The organism is Methylobacter tundripaludum (genome assembly GCF_002934365.1).
Classification (GTDB): Bacteria; Pseudomonadota; Gammaproteobacteria; order Methylococcales; family Methylomonadaceae; genus Methylobacter_A; species Methylobacter_A tundripaludum_A.
Genome location: NZ_PTIY01000024.1, coordinates 13,654 through 30,692 on the forward strand (window position 1 = coordinate 13,654; position 17,039 = coordinate 30,692).

Sequence of the window (17,039 nt, forward strand, 5' to 3'; positions counted from 1 at the left end):
CGTTTCATTTTAGCAGATGTTTTATTTTACCCAGAATAATCATGGGAGCAGGCCGCTCTGTTTGTCCTATGGCATCATCCCGATAACTCAGCGCTTCGTTTTTCTCCCTTTCCGCAAAAAAATGCAGCTTATGCCTGTACCGGCGATTATATTTTCCATTTATTACACCACGGCGCATAGGTTGAGAAAAAATCGCCCGACAGCGTTATAATGAATTATTTAATCGCCAAGCCGCTGCAAAGCAAAGCCGTCAGCCAATGAAAATACTTAATATTCATTTTAAAAATATCAACTCATTGGAAGGCGAGAGCCGGATCGATTTTGAACAGTCGCCTTTTTCGGATACCGGGGTTTTTGCGATTACCGGCCCTAACGGATCGGGAAAGTCCAGTATTTTGGACGCCATCACGCTGGGCTTGTATGGCGAAACTTTCCGCTTTGACCGACCGGCCAAACATGTGATGACCCAACACACGGCTGAGTGCTACGCCGAAGTTGAATTTACTTTGGATAAGGTGAAATACCGGTCCAGCTGGCATGTGCAACGGGCCGATGCAAATCCTGACGGCGAGCTGGCGCCGCCTGACATGAAATTAACCCGTTTAAGCGACAACGAAGTGTTGGCCTCCACAGTCCAGCAGGTATGCGCACGGATTACCGAAATTACCGGGATGAACTTCCGCAACTTCACCCGCTCGATCATGTTGGCGCAGGGCGATTTTGCCGCGTTTCTCAATGCGCTGGACACCGAGCGCATGGATATTCTGGAAAAAATCATCAGCACCGACATTTATTCCGACTATAAAAATGAAGTCATTGCCAAGGCCGCCGATGCGCAACAACGCCTGGATAATTTAAAACAGGATTTATCGATCATACCGATCATGGAACCGGAAACACTGGAAGCCGGCGAACATGACTTGATCGACTTTATTGACCAGAGGGCCGAGCTGCGGGAACAACAAAGCAGCCTGAAACAACAGCAAGCCTCGCTGCAAAATGCGCTGGACTTGCAAGGCCGGATTGCCGGCCAGGAAAAAAATCTGGAACAAACCAAAGCGCTGGCGGCGACCGAACAGCAAAAACTGGACAGGCTGGCGTCGGCGCAGGATGCGCTGCTTTTTTCGGACGACGTGCTGGCGATCAAGGAAAAGCATCATGAAATTCATCAGGATAAAACAGCACTAGCCGCCCTTCAAAGCGAACTTAAGCAGATACAAGATTACCTCGGCAAAGACACAACCGCACCGGCCGGTTTGTCCGCTAAATCGGTTACGGAGCAGGGGCAAACGCTAACCAACCTCAGAACCCAGATAAGTCTGCTGACTGCGCAGCAGCAGTCGGAATCCGACTTGTGGCAATCTTTAAATCTACAGATTGACGACAGAACCTCCGTTCTTGCTAACGTGTCAAAATGGCTGGAAGAACATGCTGCGGACGAATCGCTGCTGACAAGCTTTCCCGAAACAGCACGGCTAAAAAATCTCCGCGCCGAACTGGCCGAGTTAAAAGAAAAGCAAAAAGCATTCGCCAAGTGGTCGAAAAACACCACGTCATCGCTGAAAAACAGCCAATCCGCCATTGCCCAGGAAAACAAAAGGATCGCCGAATTAACGCGCAAGTTACCCCTGGCGGAAAAGGAACTGAACGAGTTGGCCCGGGGAAGAAATCTGGCCGAACTTGAAGAACTTTTGCAGGAACAGCGGGAGCGGGTCAAGGATTTTCGGGAACTCTACAATCTGGCCAGGGCGAACCAAAAGCTAAGCCAAAGCGGTTTTAGTTTTTTCGGCATCTTTGGCCGTAAAGAGCAACCGAATCATGACATTGAAGAACTGGAAGCCAAACTTGACGAATTAAAACGGGAAATCAGCCGGGAAGACAATATCAGGCTCACGCTGGAAACAGCGGTTTTCCGCGAAACCTTGCTGAAAAAAATGGCTTCAGACCGGCAGTATCTTGACGATGGCGAGCCCTGCTTTCTATGCGGCGCGCTGGAACATCCCTACGCAAAACATCCGCCGAGAGAGGCCAATTCCCAACAGGCCTTGGCGGATCAAAAGGTGAAACTAAAAGCCTTAAGAGTGGCCGGCGGCAAACTGGCTCAGCAGATTAAAACCGCGCAAAAACTGGCGGAGAAAAATCAGGCCAACCAGACGCAGCTGCTTAAGATCCGTTCCCAATGGCAAACCTTGAGCAACCGGCTATACACGGCAAGCGAAGACCTCAGCATCAGCAAATTGCGCTTGCACAGACGCCTGCTCACAGAACAAGTAAGCGAATTAAAGACCATTACCGGCGTAGTCGCCGGCTATCGGAAAAAACAGGTCGGCATCGATCAACTAAAAGCCCTGATCGAAAAGGGCGAAGCCACGATTGAACGCTTGCAGCTCAATACCCGGCAACTGGACGCCGAATGGCGGGAACGTCCCCAGGACGAAATCAATTACGAAGCCGCATTGGCCGCCGGCCAACAGGAAGAACAACAACTGGCCGACAAGGTGCTTGCGCAATTAACCTTATTGGGCGAAAAAATGCCCTCCAAAGGCAAGGAAGATGCATTGTTTGACCGGCTGAATGCGCGCCGGCAGGAGTATCAAAGTTATGCTTTCCGTCAAAAAAACTTAGCCGAGGAACTGGAAGGATTGAAGGCAAAAGCCGATCATTGCCGCGTTGAAATAGCCGCATGCAACGAAAAGCTTGAGCGCTTCAACCGTCAATTACAAGCCGAAGAAATCGTCGGCCTGCATTTAGCCTTGATTGAAAAGCAAAAACTGATTGTCGGCAAGGAACAGCTGATTGCCGAGCTGGAAGCCGAGCTCGCCGTACTGAAACAGGCGTTGCAAGGCAAGTTACTGGGAACGCAATTTGCCGACCTGCATCAGCTGACTGAAACGCTGGAGCTGCTGCAACACCAGCCGGAACTGGAGCGGCATCTGGCCGAGCTGGAACAGGAAATCGACGCCAAAACGATAGAACTGGAACAGAGCCTGCTTGAGCTGGAAGCTGAAAATACGTCCATTGTAACCGGCATAAGCTCTGAACAACTGGATATCCAACTAAAGAGCGTTACCGAGAAATTGGCGATAACCGAGCTCGAAGTACAGCGCCTGGAACAGCTGCTGAAAGAGCAAAAACAATACCAACAAAAGGCCGACGCCATCCTGGCCCAATTACAGGATCAACAGGAAATTACCCGGCTATGCAACGCCGAAGCGGCTCAGATAGCCGAAGAAAGCGGCATGGCTTTCCGTCGCCGGGTGCAAAAACGGGTGGCCGACCGGTTACTGTCCCAAACCAATGCGGTGCTGGAAAAAATCAGCGGCCGTTATTATCTGCGGCAAACGCCCAGTGAGCAGGGTCTGGCGTTGGAGGTTGAAGACACTTACCAGGGCAATGTACACCGGCTGCCCAAGACCTTATCCGGCGGCGAAAGTTTTGTCGTGAGCTTGGCGCTGGCGCTGGGGCTTTCGGAATTGGCCAATAACGGCAAATCCGTGGATTCGTTATTCCTCGATGAAGGCTTCGGCAACCTGGATGCGGACACGCTTTACACGGTCATCAGCACCTTGGAAGGCTTGCATACCCACGGCAAAACCGTCGGCGTTATTTCCCATGTCGAAGGCGTCCAAAAACGCTTTAAAGCCCAGCTGCAAGTGGTCAAAAAGCCTAACGGCATGGGCATGTTGAAGCAGGCGTCGTAGCTTGGCTTTGCGCTCAGCAGAACCAAGTCCTCACGGCAAATAAACACTCCACTTCATACCGCCCAGCGCTTCGCTTTTTTTGCCTTCCAGCGCCCCGCCCAGCAGCCCGACCAATTCATAAACGACGGCCATGCCGATACCGTGTCCGTGGATGTTTTCGTCGGCGCGGACGCCTCTTTTTAAAATCTCGGCCAATTTTTCGACCGGGATTCCCGGCCCGTCGTCTTCAACCTCCAACAACACCGCAAAATCCCGCCTGCCTTTGCGCTGATTCACGGAAATGCTGACTTTGACAGTGCTCCGGCACCACTTGCCGGCATTATCCATCAGGTTTCCGGCGATTTCATACAGGTCGCCTTCTTCATAATAAACCGGGACTTGTTCCGGCACTGTTATATCGAACTTTATGTTTTTATCGATATAAACTTTAGCCAGCGACGCGCTTATCTTTTTAATAATCCCCGATAAATCGACGGATCCTGCGGTTTTATGCTCGCCTTTGGCCGCCGCCCGCTGTAATTGGTACTCGACAATTTCGTCCATGCGCAAGATCTGTTCTCTTACCGACTCCTTGTTGTCGTTGAACGACTCGGTGCAGCCGCGCAATATCGACAGCGGCGTTTTCAGGCTGTGCGCCAAATCCGCCAGGGCGTTGCGGTACCGTTCCAGATGCGCACGCTCGCTGTTGATGAAGGCGTTAAGATTGCCGGCAAGGCCTTCCAGTTCCGTTGCATAGTCCCCGTCCAGATGGGTTTTGCGCCCCTTTTCTATCGCCTCCAGGTCTTTTACGATAATCCGCAACGGCTTTAAGCCCCAGCGCAATAAGACCAGTTGAATAAATATCAAAACCAGGCCTAAAGCCAGCAGCCAGATTCTTAAGGTTTTCCTGAACCGCTCCACCTGATTGACGACAAACTGGGCGTCTTCAGTCACGGTAAAGATGTATTCGCGCTCGATACCCACTACATTTTTCCAGATGACATCATAATGCAGCGCGTAACGCCCCTGCTCGGTCAATAAAAACTGCATGGTGCCTGGACTTAATTCCGGCGGCGGCGTCACATTGAGCCCGATGGCCGATGGCGAGCGCCATACCGGATTCTTTTTGGCCAGCTGTATAAAGCCGTAAAGGCCGGAACCCGGCGTTGCAAACCTGGGCTCCGGCAAGCTCATCGGCATGTATAAGTCGCCGTTGTTTTTAAGTTCCGCGGCCGACAGCAGCGAATAGACATGAACCTGCAATTTTTCCATCAGCGCCTGTTCGGCGCTTTCGCGAAAGCCCTGTTCAAGCACCACCGAAGCCAGCGCGAAGAAAGCGGCAAGCACAAGGCCTGCCGAAACCAGCAAGCGTAAGCTTAGTGATTTAATTTGCATTGAAATTTGGGAGTCGAATTAACCCTGCTTGGCGGAAATCAGGTAACCCCGCCCACGCAAGGTTTCAATGGGTTTGCGCGTACCGTCGGGATCGAGTTTTTTCCGCAATCGGCCGATAAAAACCTCGAGGACATTGCTGTCACGGTCAAAGTCTTCATCATATATATGCGCGGTCAAAACGGATTTTGAAACGACTTCGCCCTTGCGGAACATCAGGTACTCCAGCACCTTGTATTCGTAAGCGGTTAATTCCTGTTTAACGCCGGATACGGTGACTTCCTGGGCCACCGTATCCAGTTCGATATTGTCATGCGTTAAGATCGGATGCGCCTGCCCGACCGACCGCCTGATCAACGCGTTAATCCGCGCCTGCAGCTCTTCATAATGGAAAGGCTTGACCAGATAATCGTCGGCCCCCGCCTCCAGACCTTCCACTTTTTCCTGCCAACGGCTACGGGCGGTCAAAATCAGGATGGGTACCGTCACCTTGTCTTTACGCAAGCGTTTGATCAGTTCGATGCCGGAAAAGTCGGGCAGGCCGATGTCGATAACGGCCGCATCGATCGGATATTCCTTACCCATGTAATAGCCGTCGCTGCCGGTATTCGCGGTATCGACGGCAAAACCTTTATCGGCGAAGAACTGCTGGATCTGTTCGCAGAGTTTGACTTCATCTTCAACAACTAGGATACGCATGTTTTTTCGTCTGCCGAGGTTAACTGACTAATTGCCCGGTTTCCGCATCGATCTTGTAATATTGGATGCGTCCGTCAGGCGTCAGGACTTTAATGATATGGACTTCCTTGCCGTCGATTATTTCTGTTTGCGCGCCCAACACCTTGTTGTAGGTGCCCTCGATTATTTGTTTGGTCGCCTCATCCAAACTGATGGTTGCCAACAGAGTTCTTTCTGCAAAACAGTTGTTGGAAAACAACCAGATGACTGCAATGACTTTAATCAAATTTCTCATGGGCGATCCAAGTTATCTGGCCACAAAGTTTGTTCAACGTAACTACAAAATAGAACACGGATGACGCGGGTTAAGGAACGTGCATAAAACAACTTGAGCAAGTTTTATTTTTCATTTTTTAACCATGAAGGACATGAAGCGGCATGAAAGGTTTAAGTCTTCATGTCCTTCATGCTCTTCATGGTCATTGCCTAAATTAATTTATGCACGATCCTAAACGGATAATCACTGATTAAAAGTCCCCAACAAACCTGGTTCCGGCTTTTAAAAATCCGTTCTGTCTAAGCCATCCGTGTTCCATTATCGGGCGAAAATCATTTTAAGCCCTCCGCCTGAATCGGCACTGAACTTTTAACGTAGCGATAATCCCTGAACCATACTGCCGACTGCTTGTCCGAAAGATGCGCCCAGCTTGCCTGCGATTTTATCGAGCAAGTGCTCCTGCTGGCTGAAGTCCACCCGTTTTTCCGCGCCGATCAGTTCCTTGGCGACACTGTCCTGAGTGCCGACGCCATCGACTATGCCGAGCTTAACGCCTTCTTCGCCGGTCCAGACCAGCCCTGAAAACATGTCGGGATTTTCTTTAAGCCTGTCGCCGCGACCGGCTTTAACCGCATCGATAAACTGCTGGTGAACCTGGTTTAACAGGCCTTGTATATACTTTGTTTCGTCTTCTTTAGACGGTGAAAAAGGATCGAGCATGGCTTTATGCGCGCCGGCCGTGAACAAACGCCGCTCCACGCCCAGTTTTTGCATGCCGTCGACAAAGCCGAAGCCGTCCATCAGTACGCCTATGGAGCCGACCAGACTGGAAGGGTTCACAAAAATCTTGTCGCTGGCCGATACGATAAAATAACAACCTGAGGCGCAAATATCGCTGACCACTGCATAAATCGGCAAATCGGGATGTTCTTTTTTAATTTTCCTGATTTCCTCGTACACATAAGAGGATTGCACGGGGCTGCCGCCCGGCGAATTCGCATGCAGGATAATGCCTTTGGTGTGCTCGTCTTTGACCGCATTTCTTAAGCTTTCGATAATGCTGTCCGCATTGGCGTCTTTGCCTTCGGCGATCATGCCGACTACATCGACGACGGCGGTATGCCCCTTACTGTCGGCGCCAATATCGCCACTGAGCTTTGGATACATCGCTACGCCGAACACGGCGATCAGGTACACAAACATCAAGCTCTTAAAAAAAACGCCCCAACGCCTCGCTCTTGTCTGCTCGGTGACGGCGGCCAGAGCCAGTTTTTCAATAACTTCGCGCTCCCAGCCTGATTCGCGAATCACTTCGGATTTGTTCTGATTGTCCATGCCTTGTTAACCTCTAATAATATTCAGCAATTCCGCCGGCTGCTGCAAGCATATCAGCGGACTGTATTGTTGCAGTATGTCTTGCGGGTGCGCTCCGCACGATACCGCTATCGACGATATTTGGGCGTTCATCGCCATTTGCAAGTCATGAGTGGAATCGCCGACCATTAAACTCCGTTCATTCGCCGCGTTGGCATGTTGCATAATCTGATGCAACATCAGCGGATCGGGCTTAGAAGCGGCTTCGTCGGAACAACGGGTGATGCAGAACAAATCTTCCGTATCTGTCGCCTGCAACGCTTCCTGCAATCCGGTCCGGGTTTTGCCGGTAGCAACGGCCAGTTGATAACCGGCCTGTTTCAGTTCGACCAGCATTTCGTAAACGCCGGGAAATAAATCTTCGCGGCTTAGCTGTCTGGACAAATAGGTTTGCTGGTAACAGTCCGTCAATTGCGTCAGCGTTTCATCATCGGCTCCGGGAAACAGCTTGGCGCAGGCCTTTCTGATACTCAGGCCGATCACGTCTTTTGCGGCCTGAGGTTCGGGAATATCGCAGCCGCACTGTTTTCCCGCGGTTTGCAGGCAGTGGACGATCCAGTCTATCGAGTCGATCAGGGTGCCGTCCCAATCGAATATGATTAAATCAAACTTGTTCTTCATGTTTTAACAAATCTTCCAATTGCTGTGGCAAAGGCGCCAAAATGGTTAACGGCTCCCCGGTAACAGGATGTTGAAACTTTAATTTTTCCGCGTGCAGGAACATGCGCTTGTAGCCCCGGTCTTTAAACTTGCGGTTGATGTCATCGCGCCCGTAACGCTCGTCGCCGACAATCGGATGCCCGAGACTCGCGGCATGAACACGTATTTGATGAGTGCGTCCGGTTTTTGGCGAAGCCTCGACCAGCGTCGAGTCGGTAAATAATTTCAAGCGCCGAAACAGCGTCTCGGCCTCTTTACCGGCTTTGCTGATCACCACCATGCGTTCTCCGCCTTGACTGACATTTTTTAACAAGGGCGCATCAACCACCTGTTTTTTCCGGGCCCATTGCCCGGCCAACAAAGCCAGATAGGTTTTATGGATGTGATCGTCACGAAACAGCTCATGTAACTTCTTTAATACGCTACGTTTTTTGGCGATGATCAAGCAGCCCGAGGTATCTTTATCGAGCCGATGCACCAGCTCTAAAAAATGCGCTTCGGGTCTTATCAGGCGCAGCCCTTCGATAATGCCCGAACTGACGCCGCTGCCGCCGTGTACGGCGTAACCCGAGGGTTTGTTGACAATCAGGAAACCATCATCCTCAAACAAAATACCTTGCTGCAACGCAGCTTGCAAACCCTGCGGAACATACGATTCTTCGCTACGCTCGGCCACTCTGACCGGCGGAATTCTGACTATATCGCCTGCAACCAAACGGTATTTAACATCGACGCGGCCTTTATTGACTCTCACTTCACCTTTACGAACGATCCGGTAAATGCGGCTTTTAGGCACCCCCTTCAAACGGGCAATTAGAAAATTATCCAATCGTTGATCGCTGTTTTCTTCGGTAATTTCGACCAATTGAACTTTGGGGATTACGCTTTTATCTTCACTATTCATAATGCAAATAATACCAGCATCTGGTTATGATTGATTCTTTAAATTGATGTATGGCAATAACATTGCTATATTAAGCGAGTTTTTTATATAAAAAACATACTATTGCTCTGCGATTTGGCTAACAACACCGCCTTAGAGCGCTACTCAATGATGATTAAAACAGCGATTAACTACTCCCGCTGGCTCATCATTGTAAGATTTTCGGGTTCATCGTTCGACCCTAGACGAACGATCTATAACTCCTGTTTAAGACGGAATTTACAACCAAGACTGAAAAAAGAATATTTATTTGCTTAGACTCTGTCCGTGCAACTACCCTCGGTTTTCACCTATGTGGTGACCGGGGGTACTAACTACAACACGCAGAAACGGAAAAAAGACCGTAAAAACTAAGATATGTAGAAGTGGCTTTAGTACCCCTACACAAACACGATGACCCAAACCAGTCTGATCAGTAAAATCTGACCATGGAGCAGGACACAACAAGGAATATTGAATGAAAAGAATGCTTATCAACGCTACGCAGCCGGAAGAACTGCGAGTCGCTTTGGTAGACGGTCAAAAACTGTATGATTTTGACATAGAAGTACCTTCGAAAGAACAAAAAAAATCCAACATTTACAAAGGGATAGTAACCCATGTAGAACCCAGTTTAGAAGCCGCTTTTGTAAACTACGGCGCTGAAAAACACGGATTTTTACCTTTCAAAGAAATTTCTCCGCTCTACCGTCAAACACAAGATGGCGTCGAAAACGACGGCCGTCGTCCAGCCATAAAAGACCTGATTAAAGAAGGCCAGGAAATCGTTGTTCAGATTGAAAAAGAAGAACGCGGCAATAAAGGCGCAGCTTTAACCACCTATATCAGCCTGGCCGGCACCTATCTGGTGCTGATGCCCAACAACCCGAAAGCGGGCGGCATTTCGCGGCGCATAGAAGGCGACACCCGTAGCGACCTGCGCGAAGTGATGGCGGCGCTTGAGATCCCTGAAAGCATGGGACTCATTGTTAGGACAGCCGGATGCGGCAAAAATGCAGAGGAACTGCAATGGGACTTAAACTACTTGCTGCAACTCTGGGAAGCCATAGAACGCTCGGCAGGCGAACAGACAGCGCCGTTCCTGGTTTTTCAGGAAAGCAACGTTATCATCAGGGCCTTGCGCGACCATTTGCGCGGCAATATCGATGAAATCCTGATAGATAATGAAGACTCTTTCAAACTGGTGCAAAACTTCCTAAAGCAAGTCATGCCGCACTTTTTGCCCAAGGCGAAGCTGTACCAGGACGCAGTCCCCCTGTTTAACCGTTACCAGATCGAATCCCAAATCGAAGTGGCTTATGGCCGCGAAGTTTCACTGCCGTCGGGCGGCTCGATCGTCATCGATCACACCGAAGCGCTGACCTCGATCGACATCAACTCCGCACGCGCCACCAAAGGCAGCGACATCGAAGAAACGGCGCTGAACACCAACCTGGAAGCGGCCGATGAAATCGCCCGCCAATTGAGACTGCGCGATTTGGGCGGCCTGTTTGTGATCGACTTCATCGACATGATGTCCAACAAGAACCAGAAAGCCGTCGAAAATCACCTGCGCGACGCCCTTAAAATCGACCGCGCCCGCATCCAGACCAGCCGCATCTCGCGTTTCGGCCTGCTGGAAATGTCCAGGCAGCGGATGCGTCCGTCGCTCGGCGACTCCACGCAACTGCCGTGCCCTCGCTGCAAAGGCCAGGGTACGATCCGCAACGTAGAATCGGTCGCGCTTTCCGTACTGCGCATTCTTGAAGAAGAAGCGATGAAAAAAGGCACGGAAAAAGTCATTGCCCACTTGCCGATTGAGTGCGCGACGTTCCTGTTAAATGAGAAACGCAGCGCCATCGAGCAAATTGAAAACCGTCTGAAAGTCGGCATTGTGATCCTGCCCAGCAAGCACTTGGAAACACCGGCTTATGACATTGAGCGCATCAAGGAAAAAGAGGCCGGCGACAGCAAGGCCAGCTACTTGCAGATAAAAGCCGAAGACATCACCATCCCTGAGTTTGCCCAGCAAGTAAAACCGAGCGCGACAAAAGCGGCGGTCAAGGAATTCCTGCATGACTCTCCTGCGCCCGTGCAAAGCAAAAATGAATCGGCCAGCCTGATACAACGCTTCTGGCATAAGCTTGTAGGTTCCAGCGCCGCGCCTAAAGCCAAGGAAACGGCGACACCCATCACTGAAAAAGCCAAACCGGCTGACGAGAGTCAACCGAGCAGAAGCAGGGAGCGAGACAACAGACAAGTCCAGGAAAAAGGTAGGGGACGCAGCCGCGGCCGCGGGCAAGGACGCGGTCCAAGAGAGCAAGTTCAACCGACTGAGCAAGGACCGGCGCAAAAACCGGAACAAGCTCAGGAGTCGCCTCGTCAAAACCGTCCTCCGCGCGGCCAAGGAAGAAACGTAAGACGCAATCTCGACCCGGCTAACCTGCCTGTAGCTAAATCAGAACAGGTTAAAAGCGAAGCGGCTGATGTCAGTGAAGTTATTTCGTCTGTGCCGGAACTTGCCGCCCCAGCGGCAGTTGCCGGAGAACATCCCAAGAAAGGCAATGCCAGAAGGGGGCCGAACCGCAGACGTCCGCGCAATCCCAACTACAAAAAGCCTGAAACGGACGGCGATTCAAATGCTAACTATGACGCGCCCAGCGAAAGCAACGACGAGTCGCGCCCGGCTCCCCGTTCTTACGACAACGACTTTGCAGCGAGAGCGGAAAGAACCGAGCGCCCGGAGCATCATCAAGCCGAAACCCCAAAACAGGTTAACAGCGGCAGCCAGGATTCGGATGCGCCAAGACCGGCGCCTGTTGCTGAACCGGCGGCTCCGGCGCCGAAACCGGTTGTTGAAGCGACGCCAAAACCCGCTGAAGCGGTAAGACAAGAAACGGAATAACGTCGAAGTAGGCCGGGAAGCCTGTTCAAGCCACAGCAAGAACAGGATCCCCGGCACACCACCTATCGATACCTGACCTCTACCGCCCCGTTCCCCAACAACGTTCTCAATCGCGCCACCAGTTCATCGGTGGGATGGACGCGCCATGCATCGCCCAACAACAGATTCACTTTTACATCCTTTGATGTATAACTAATACCTACAGGACAGCCGCCGCCTTTAAAAGGTTCCAGCACTGCCATCAGCTTCGTAACAAAGCCATGATCTTCCTGCTCTGCAGCATTCCACACCAACTGAATGCTTCTGGCAAAAGCCTCCCTGGCCTGTTCCATGCTATACAGTTTTTCAACCGACAAGCGCAGCGTCCCCAGATAATCGTCAATACCCAATGCCCCTTCGGCAATCAACAGACTGTCGCGGGAAAAAATGCCCCGGTATTTTTCGTAAACATCACCAAAAGCCGCAATCTCAAGCCTGCCGGTTCGGTCGTCAATCGTCGCAAAGCCCATGGTTTTTCCGCTCTTGGTCTGACGGGTGCGCACTTCGACGACCAAACCGGCCGCTCGGGCCTCCATCTTGCCTCTGGACCGCTCCACATCGCCCAGCAGCGAGGCTATGGTGCCGTGGGTAAACTGCCTTAATTCAGGCTCGTACTGGGTTATCGGATGCCCGGTCAAAAACAAGCCCAGAACCAGCTTTTCAGCTGCCAGCCGTTCATTTTCCGACCACGGTTCAACCACAGTCGAATAAGCGTCGGCATCATCCGCGGCATCGGCATTGACGGCCAGCCCGAACAAATCGTTCTGGCCGGTTTGCGCATTTTTGCCGTGCTGCTCGGCGACTTTTAATACGGTCGGCAATTCCGCCAAGTGCCCGGCCCGGTTATCGTCGAATTCGTCGAAAGCCCCGGCGCGAATCAACGCTTCCAGCACCCTCCGGTTGAATTTACGCAAATCCACCCGCTTGCATAAATCGTACAGGCCCGAAAACGGCCCATTCTGTTCACGCTCGATCAGCATTTCTTCAATGGCCGCCTCGCCGACTCCTTTCAGCGCGCCCAAGCCGTAAATGATCTGGCCCGCATCGTTAACGGTGAATTTGTATTTTGAAACGTTGATCGTAGGCGGCATAATTTCCAGCTTCATCTGCCGACATTCTTCAATCAAGATCACCACCTTGTCGGTGTTGTCCATATCCGCAGACATCACCGCCGCCATGAACTCGGGCTGATAATGGGCTTTCAGCCAAGCGGTTTGATAGGCGACCAATGCGTAAGCGGCGGAATGCGATTTATTGAAACCGTAACCGGCGAATTTCTCCATCAGGTCGAACACGTAAGTGGCGATTTTTTCATCGACCTGGTTTTCTATCGCGCCGGCGGTGAATTTATCCCGCTCCTTGGCCATTTCCTCCGGTTTTTTCTTACCCATCGCGCGGCGCAGCATATCCGCCCCGCCCAGTGTGTACAGCGCCATTTCACGGGCGATCTGCATCACCTGTTCCTGGTACAAAATAACGCCGTTGGTGGGCTTTAAAATCGGCTCCAGCAACGGATGCGCGTATTCCGCCTTGGCCCCGTGCTTGACGTTAATGTAATCGTCCACCATGCCCGATTCCAGCGGCCCCGGACGGAACAGCGCCACCAGCGCGATAATGTCGTCGAAGCAGTCGGGTTTCAGCTTTTTGATCAGCTCCTTCATGCCGCGCGATTCGAGCTGGAACACCGCGGTGGTCTGGGCGTTTTTTAACAATTCGTATGACGCGGCGTCATCGCGGGGAATGGTCGTTATATCGACCGGCGGCTTGCCCAGCTTCTTTTGCTTGGCGTTGATGTCCTGCAACGCCCAATCGATAATGGTGAGCGTCCGCAACCCAAGAAAGTCGAACTTGACCAGGCCGACCGCTTCGACGTCGTCCTTGTCGAACTGGGTGACCAGGTTATTGCCGTCCTGATCGCAATACAACGGGGTAAAGTCGGTCAGCTTGGTCGGCGAAATCACCACGCCGCCGGCATGCTTTCCGGCATTCCTTGACGTGCCTTCCAGCGACAGCGCCATATCGATCAGCGCCTTGACCTCTTCTTCGGTGTCGTAAAGCTGTTTCAGTTCGGGGCTGTCGCTTAGCGCTTTGGTCAGCGTCATGCCGATTTCAAACGGAATCAACTTGGCCAACCGGTCGACAAAACCGTAGCCGAAACCCAGCACCCGGCCGACGTCGCGGATAACCGCTTTCGCCGCCATCGAACCGTAGGTAATGATCTGCGCGACATGATCGCGGCCGTAATTCCGGGCGACATAATCGATCACCTCGTCCCGGCGGTCCATGCAGAAATCCACGTCGAAGTCAGGCATCGAAACCCGCTCGGGATTCAAGAACCGCTCGAACAGCAGATCGAATTCGATAGGGTCAAGGTCGGTAATTTTCAACGCGTAAGCCACCAACGAGCCCGCACCGGAACCCCGGCCAGGACCGACCGGGATAAAATTATTTTTCGCCCACTGGATAAAATCGGCAACGATCATGAAATAGCCGGGAAAACCCATCTGGGTAATCATTTTCAACTCGAAATCCAGGCGTTCATAATAAACGCGCCGGTTTTCCTCATCGGTACCCTTGCCCACCGCCGGATGGTGCTGCAAACGCTCCTCCAAGCCTTTCATGGCCTCCTCGGCCATAAACTCGCCCAGGTTCATGCCTTCGGGCACCGGAAAATCCGGCAGGAAGTTTTTGCCCAGCGTCAGCGTCAGGTTGCAGCGTTTGGCGATTTCGACGGTGTTTTCCAGCGCCTCGGGTATATCGGCAAACAGCGCCTGCATCTCCTCGGCGCTACGCAGATATTGCTGGTCAGTGTAATCCTTGGGGCGGCGCGTATCGTCCAGCACCCGGCCCTGATTGATGCAGACCCGCACTTCATGGGCCGCAAAATCCTGTTGATGAACAAAGCGCACATCATTGGTCGCCACCACCGGCAGACCGGTCGCCAAGGCCAGCTCAACGGCGGCAGCGATATAGCGTTCCTCTTCGGGTTTCCCGACCCGCTGCAATTCCAGGTAAAAGCTATCCTCGAACAAGCCGCCCCAAAACTCCGCCAGCCGCTTGGCCGCATCAAGGTTTTCGGCCAACAGCGCCTTGCCTATCTCCCCGCTCATCGCGCCGGACAACGCAATCAGGCCTTTATGATTGGCTTCTATCCACTCTTGCCGGAGCATCGGCACGCCTTGGTGCTGACCTTCCTGATAAGCTTTTGAGATCAACTCCGTCAGCGTGATGTACCCTGCGTGATTATTGACCAGCAAGGTCAACCGGTAGGGTGTCGCGGGGTCTTCGGAATTGAAAATCAGCACATCGGAACCGGCTATCGCCTTGATGCCTTGCCCCAATGCCGCTTTATAAAATTTGACCAGCGAAAACAGATTGGCATGCTCGGTGACCGCAAGCGCAGGCATATTTAACTCGGCCAGACGCTTGACCAAGGGTTTGATTTTGACGATCCCGTCTACCAGAGAAAATTCGGTGTGAAGTCTTAAATGGACAAATGCCGGCTGCATGGAAAATATGGACTGGAGTTAGAAAGAAGCGTTACGGACGGGTTATTTTACCGCGTATGCAAAAGCCCGTGTGTTCAAAACACAAAACTATTAACAAAGCCCTTTTACACCACAGCCTCCTAGTATTAATACTTATTGCCTGAAGGGCTGGATTCCTCTACTCTGTGGCTTGCAGTACAAAGCCGGGGATTCAGATTCAACGGCTTTTCAAGTAGCACGTTACTTAAACAAAATCTGCCACAGAAGGAACAAACATGAAATTAACCTGGATACTCGTTGCTGATAATACTCGTGCACGCATTTTTAGCGCTGACACGCCTTCTTCCCCTTTAGAAGAGATCGAAGATTTTTCTCATGCGGAAGGCCGTTTGCATGACCGGGAAATAACTTCGGACCTGCCTGGAAAAATTAAAAGCGTCGGTGCAGGCGGACACGCATTTGAGCAACCTACCGACCCGAAAAAACACGAAGCCGAAAATTTTGCGCGCAACGTCGCCCAATATATGGAAGATGCACACAACGCACACAAATTTGAGCAGTTACTGATCGTTTCGGAACCCTCATTTCTTGGCTTGCTGCGCCACCAATTGCCGGATCAAATTAAAAAACTGGTTCAGTTCGAACTTGATAAAAATATCACCACGCTTAGCGCCGCCGATATTCGCCAACACCTTCCCCAGTATTTACCCAATCTTTGATAAGTATTCCCGCTCCTGCACTCCGGTGCAGAAGCGGGAAAATTTACCCTACACAAAACACAACACTTGGAATTCCTCCAATAGTTACACACAAAATCTGTGGATAACTCTGTGTATTGATTGTTTTATTTATCGCTTACCTGCGGTTTTTATTAGTGTTTTGTTAAATCGTACAAAAACTCAACAAATCAATAATTTTACAAACTATCAATAACTTACAATTACATTACAGACTTTAAACGGCACATTTAAAGGCATCGCTAAGTCACTGATTGTTGCTGTGTACAAATAATATTGAATCAAAACCATTTCCCGCATTTAAGAGCCAATGTTACGGCTTAAGCCATGAGAGATCGTGCCAATCTGTTCGGAACTTTGACGTACTCAATGCAGGCCTTGCCGCTTATTCGTTCTGACGGGAGCTTCTATTATTTCAATTTTGAAAAATTGCCGCCTGTAAGTTATAGAAACTGACAGACGGCAATATTATGAACAAGTTATCTTCGAGATTAACGTAACAGCTGCATCACGCCTTGGCTGGATTGGTTTGCCTGAGCCAGCATTGCTGTACCTGCTTGTTGCAGGATCTGGGTACGACTCAATTCCGCCGTTTCCGATGCGAAATCTGTGTCTTGAATACGGCTGCGTGATGCAGTCATATTCTCGGACGAAATCTGCAAAGTTGAAATCACCGAGGTGAAACGGTTTTGTACCGCACCCATCGCGGCGCGTTTGGCGACAACGGTGTTGATCGCGGCGTCGATAGCCTTGATCGCGGCGGTCGCGCCCGCAGCGGTGCTGACATCCAGCCCGCCGCCAATCACCACGTCGTCGTTGTTTTGGGCAACCAGGCCGAATTTAGCCAAACCGGTGCCGCCGGAGGCAGAACCGTCGCCATCGATTCG

General features: G+C 51.3%; 11 protein-coding genes. 3 read left to right on the plus strand and 8 right to left on the minus strand.

Features of this window, described 5'->3' with window-relative positions; translation table 11 throughout:
* Window positions 1-257: 257 nt before the first annotated feature.
* The gene (locus tag B0F88_RS17935) at window positions 258-3,701 is read left to right on the plus strand and encodes an AAA family ATPase (protein WP_104425320.1); all 3,444 of its coding nucleotides are present in this window, start codon (window positions 258-260) and stop codon (window positions 3,699-3,701) included.
* A 30-nt stretch (window positions 3,702-3,731) separates the two neighbouring features.
* On the opposite strand, the gene B0F88_RS17940 is transcribed toward B0F88_RS17935, so the two are convergent.
* The 6 genes from B0F88_RS17940 to rluC all read right to left on the minus strand — a co-directional run bounded on the left by B0F88_RS17940 (window position 3,732) and on the right by rluC (window position 8,965).
* A complete protein-coding gene (locus B0F88_RS17940) occupies window positions 3,732-5,075 on the minus strand; it encodes an ATP-binding protein (RefSeq protein WP_104425321.1) in 1,344 nt (447 codons plus the stop codon).
* Between the two features lie 18 nt (window positions 5,076-5,093).
* On the minus strand, window positions 5,094-5,771 hold the full coding sequence (locus B0F88_RS17945) for a response regulator transcription factor (RefSeq protein ID WP_104425322.1): 678 nt from the start codon (window positions 5,769-5,771) through the stop codon (window positions 5,094-5,096).
* Between the two features lie 19 nt (window positions 5,772-5,790).
* Window positions 5,791-6,045, minus strand: a complete 255-nt coding sequence (locus tag B0F88_RS17950) for a PepSY domain-containing protein (protein WP_104425323.1) — start codon at window positions 6,043-6,045, stop codon at window positions 5,791-5,793.
* A gap of 351 nt (window positions 6,046-6,396) precedes the next feature.
* Window positions 6,397-7,362: a S49 family peptidase gene (locus B0F88_RS17955; protein WP_104425324.1), complete on the minus strand. Its 966-nt coding sequence runs from the start codon at window positions 7,360-7,362 to the stop codon at window positions 6,397-6,399.
* Between the two features lie 6 nt (window positions 7,363-7,368).
* Window positions 7,369-8,022 (minus strand): HAD family hydrolase, encoded by a 654-nt coding sequence (locus tag B0F88_RS17960; RefSeq protein ID WP_104425325.1) that lies wholly within the window; start codon window positions 8,020-8,022, stop codon window positions 7,369-7,371.
* On the minus strand, window positions 8,006-8,965 hold the full coding sequence (rluC, locus tag B0F88_RS17965; protein WP_104425326.1) for a 23S rRNA pseudouridine(955/2504/2580) synthase RluC: 960 nt from the start codon (window positions 8,963-8,965) through the stop codon (window positions 8,006-8,008). Before rluC ends, B0F88_RS17960 begins: the two co-directional genes overlap by 17 nt.
* Before the next feature lie 496 nt (window positions 8,966-9,461).
* Here rluC and B0F88_RS17970 point away from each other — a divergent pair, with 496 nt between their 5' ends.
* The gene (locus B0F88_RS17970; RefSeq protein ID WP_104425327.1) at window positions 9,462-11,888 is read left to right on the plus strand and encodes an Rne/Rng family ribonuclease; all 2,427 of its coding nucleotides are present in this window, start codon (window positions 9,462-9,464) and stop codon (window positions 11,886-11,888) included.
* Between the two features lie 62 nt (window positions 11,889-11,950).
* Here the strand turns inward: B0F88_RS17970 and dnaE are convergent, their stop codons facing one another.
* A complete protein-coding gene (gene dnaE / locus B0F88_RS17975; protein ID WP_104425328.1) occupies window positions 11,951-15,436 on the minus strand; it encodes a DNA polymerase III subunit alpha in 3,486 nt (1,161 codons plus the stop codon).
* Between the two features lie 254 nt (window positions 15,437-15,690).
* On the opposite strand from dnaE, the gene B0F88_RS17980 reads away from it, so the two are divergent.
* Entirely contained in the window at window positions 15,691-16,134 is a 444-nt protein-coding gene (locus B0F88_RS17980) for a host attachment protein (protein WP_104425329.1), read from the plus strand.
* Between the two features lie 509 nt (window positions 16,135-16,643).
* On the opposite strand, the gene B0F88_RS17985 is transcribed toward B0F88_RS17980, so the two are convergent.
* Window positions 16,644-17,039 (minus strand): flagellin (locus B0F88_RS17985; protein ID WP_258076725.1); only part of this gene is annotated, 396 nt, incomplete at its 5' end.

Excerpts from the sequence above, each read along its gene's own strand:
- B0F88_RS17935 (WP_104425320.1), top strand. The coding sequence starts at position 258 with ATGAAAATACTTAATATTCATTTTAAAAATATCAACTCATTGGAAGGC.
- B0F88_RS17940 (WP_104425321.1), bottom strand. The coding sequence starts at position 5,075 with ATGCAAATTAAATCACTAAGCTTACGCTTGCTGGTTTCGGCAGGCCTT.
- B0F88_RS17945 (WP_104425322.1), bottom strand. The coding sequence starts at position 5,771 with ATGCGTATCCTAGTTGTTGAAGATGAAGTCAAACTCTGCGAACAGATC.
- B0F88_RS17950 (WP_104425323.1), bottom strand. The coding sequence starts at position 6,045 with ATGAGAAATTTGATTAAAGTCATTGCAGTCATCTGGTTGTTTTCCAAC.
- B0F88_RS17955 (WP_104425324.1), bottom strand. The coding sequence starts at position 7,362 with ATGGACAATCAGAACAAATCCGAAGTGATTCGCGAATCAGGCTGGGAG.
- B0F88_RS17960 (WP_104425325.1), bottom strand. The coding sequence starts at position 8,022 with ATGAAGAACAAGTTTGATTTAATCATATTCGATTGGGACGGCACCCTG.
- rluC (WP_104425326.1), bottom strand. The coding sequence starts at position 8,965 with ATGAATAGTGAAGATAAAAGCGTAATCCCCAAAGTTCAATTGGTCGAA.
- B0F88_RS17970 (WP_104425327.1), top strand. The coding sequence starts at position 9,462 with ATGAAAAGAATGCTTATCAACGCTACGCAGCCGGAAGAACTGCGAGTC.
- dnaE (WP_104425328.1), bottom strand. The coding sequence starts at position 15,436 with ATGCAGCCGGCATTTGTCCATTTAAGACTTCACACCGAATTTTCTCTG.
- B0F88_RS17980 (WP_104425329.1), top strand. The coding sequence starts at position 15,691 with ATGAAATTAACCTGGATACTCGTTGCTGATAATACTCGTGCACGCATT.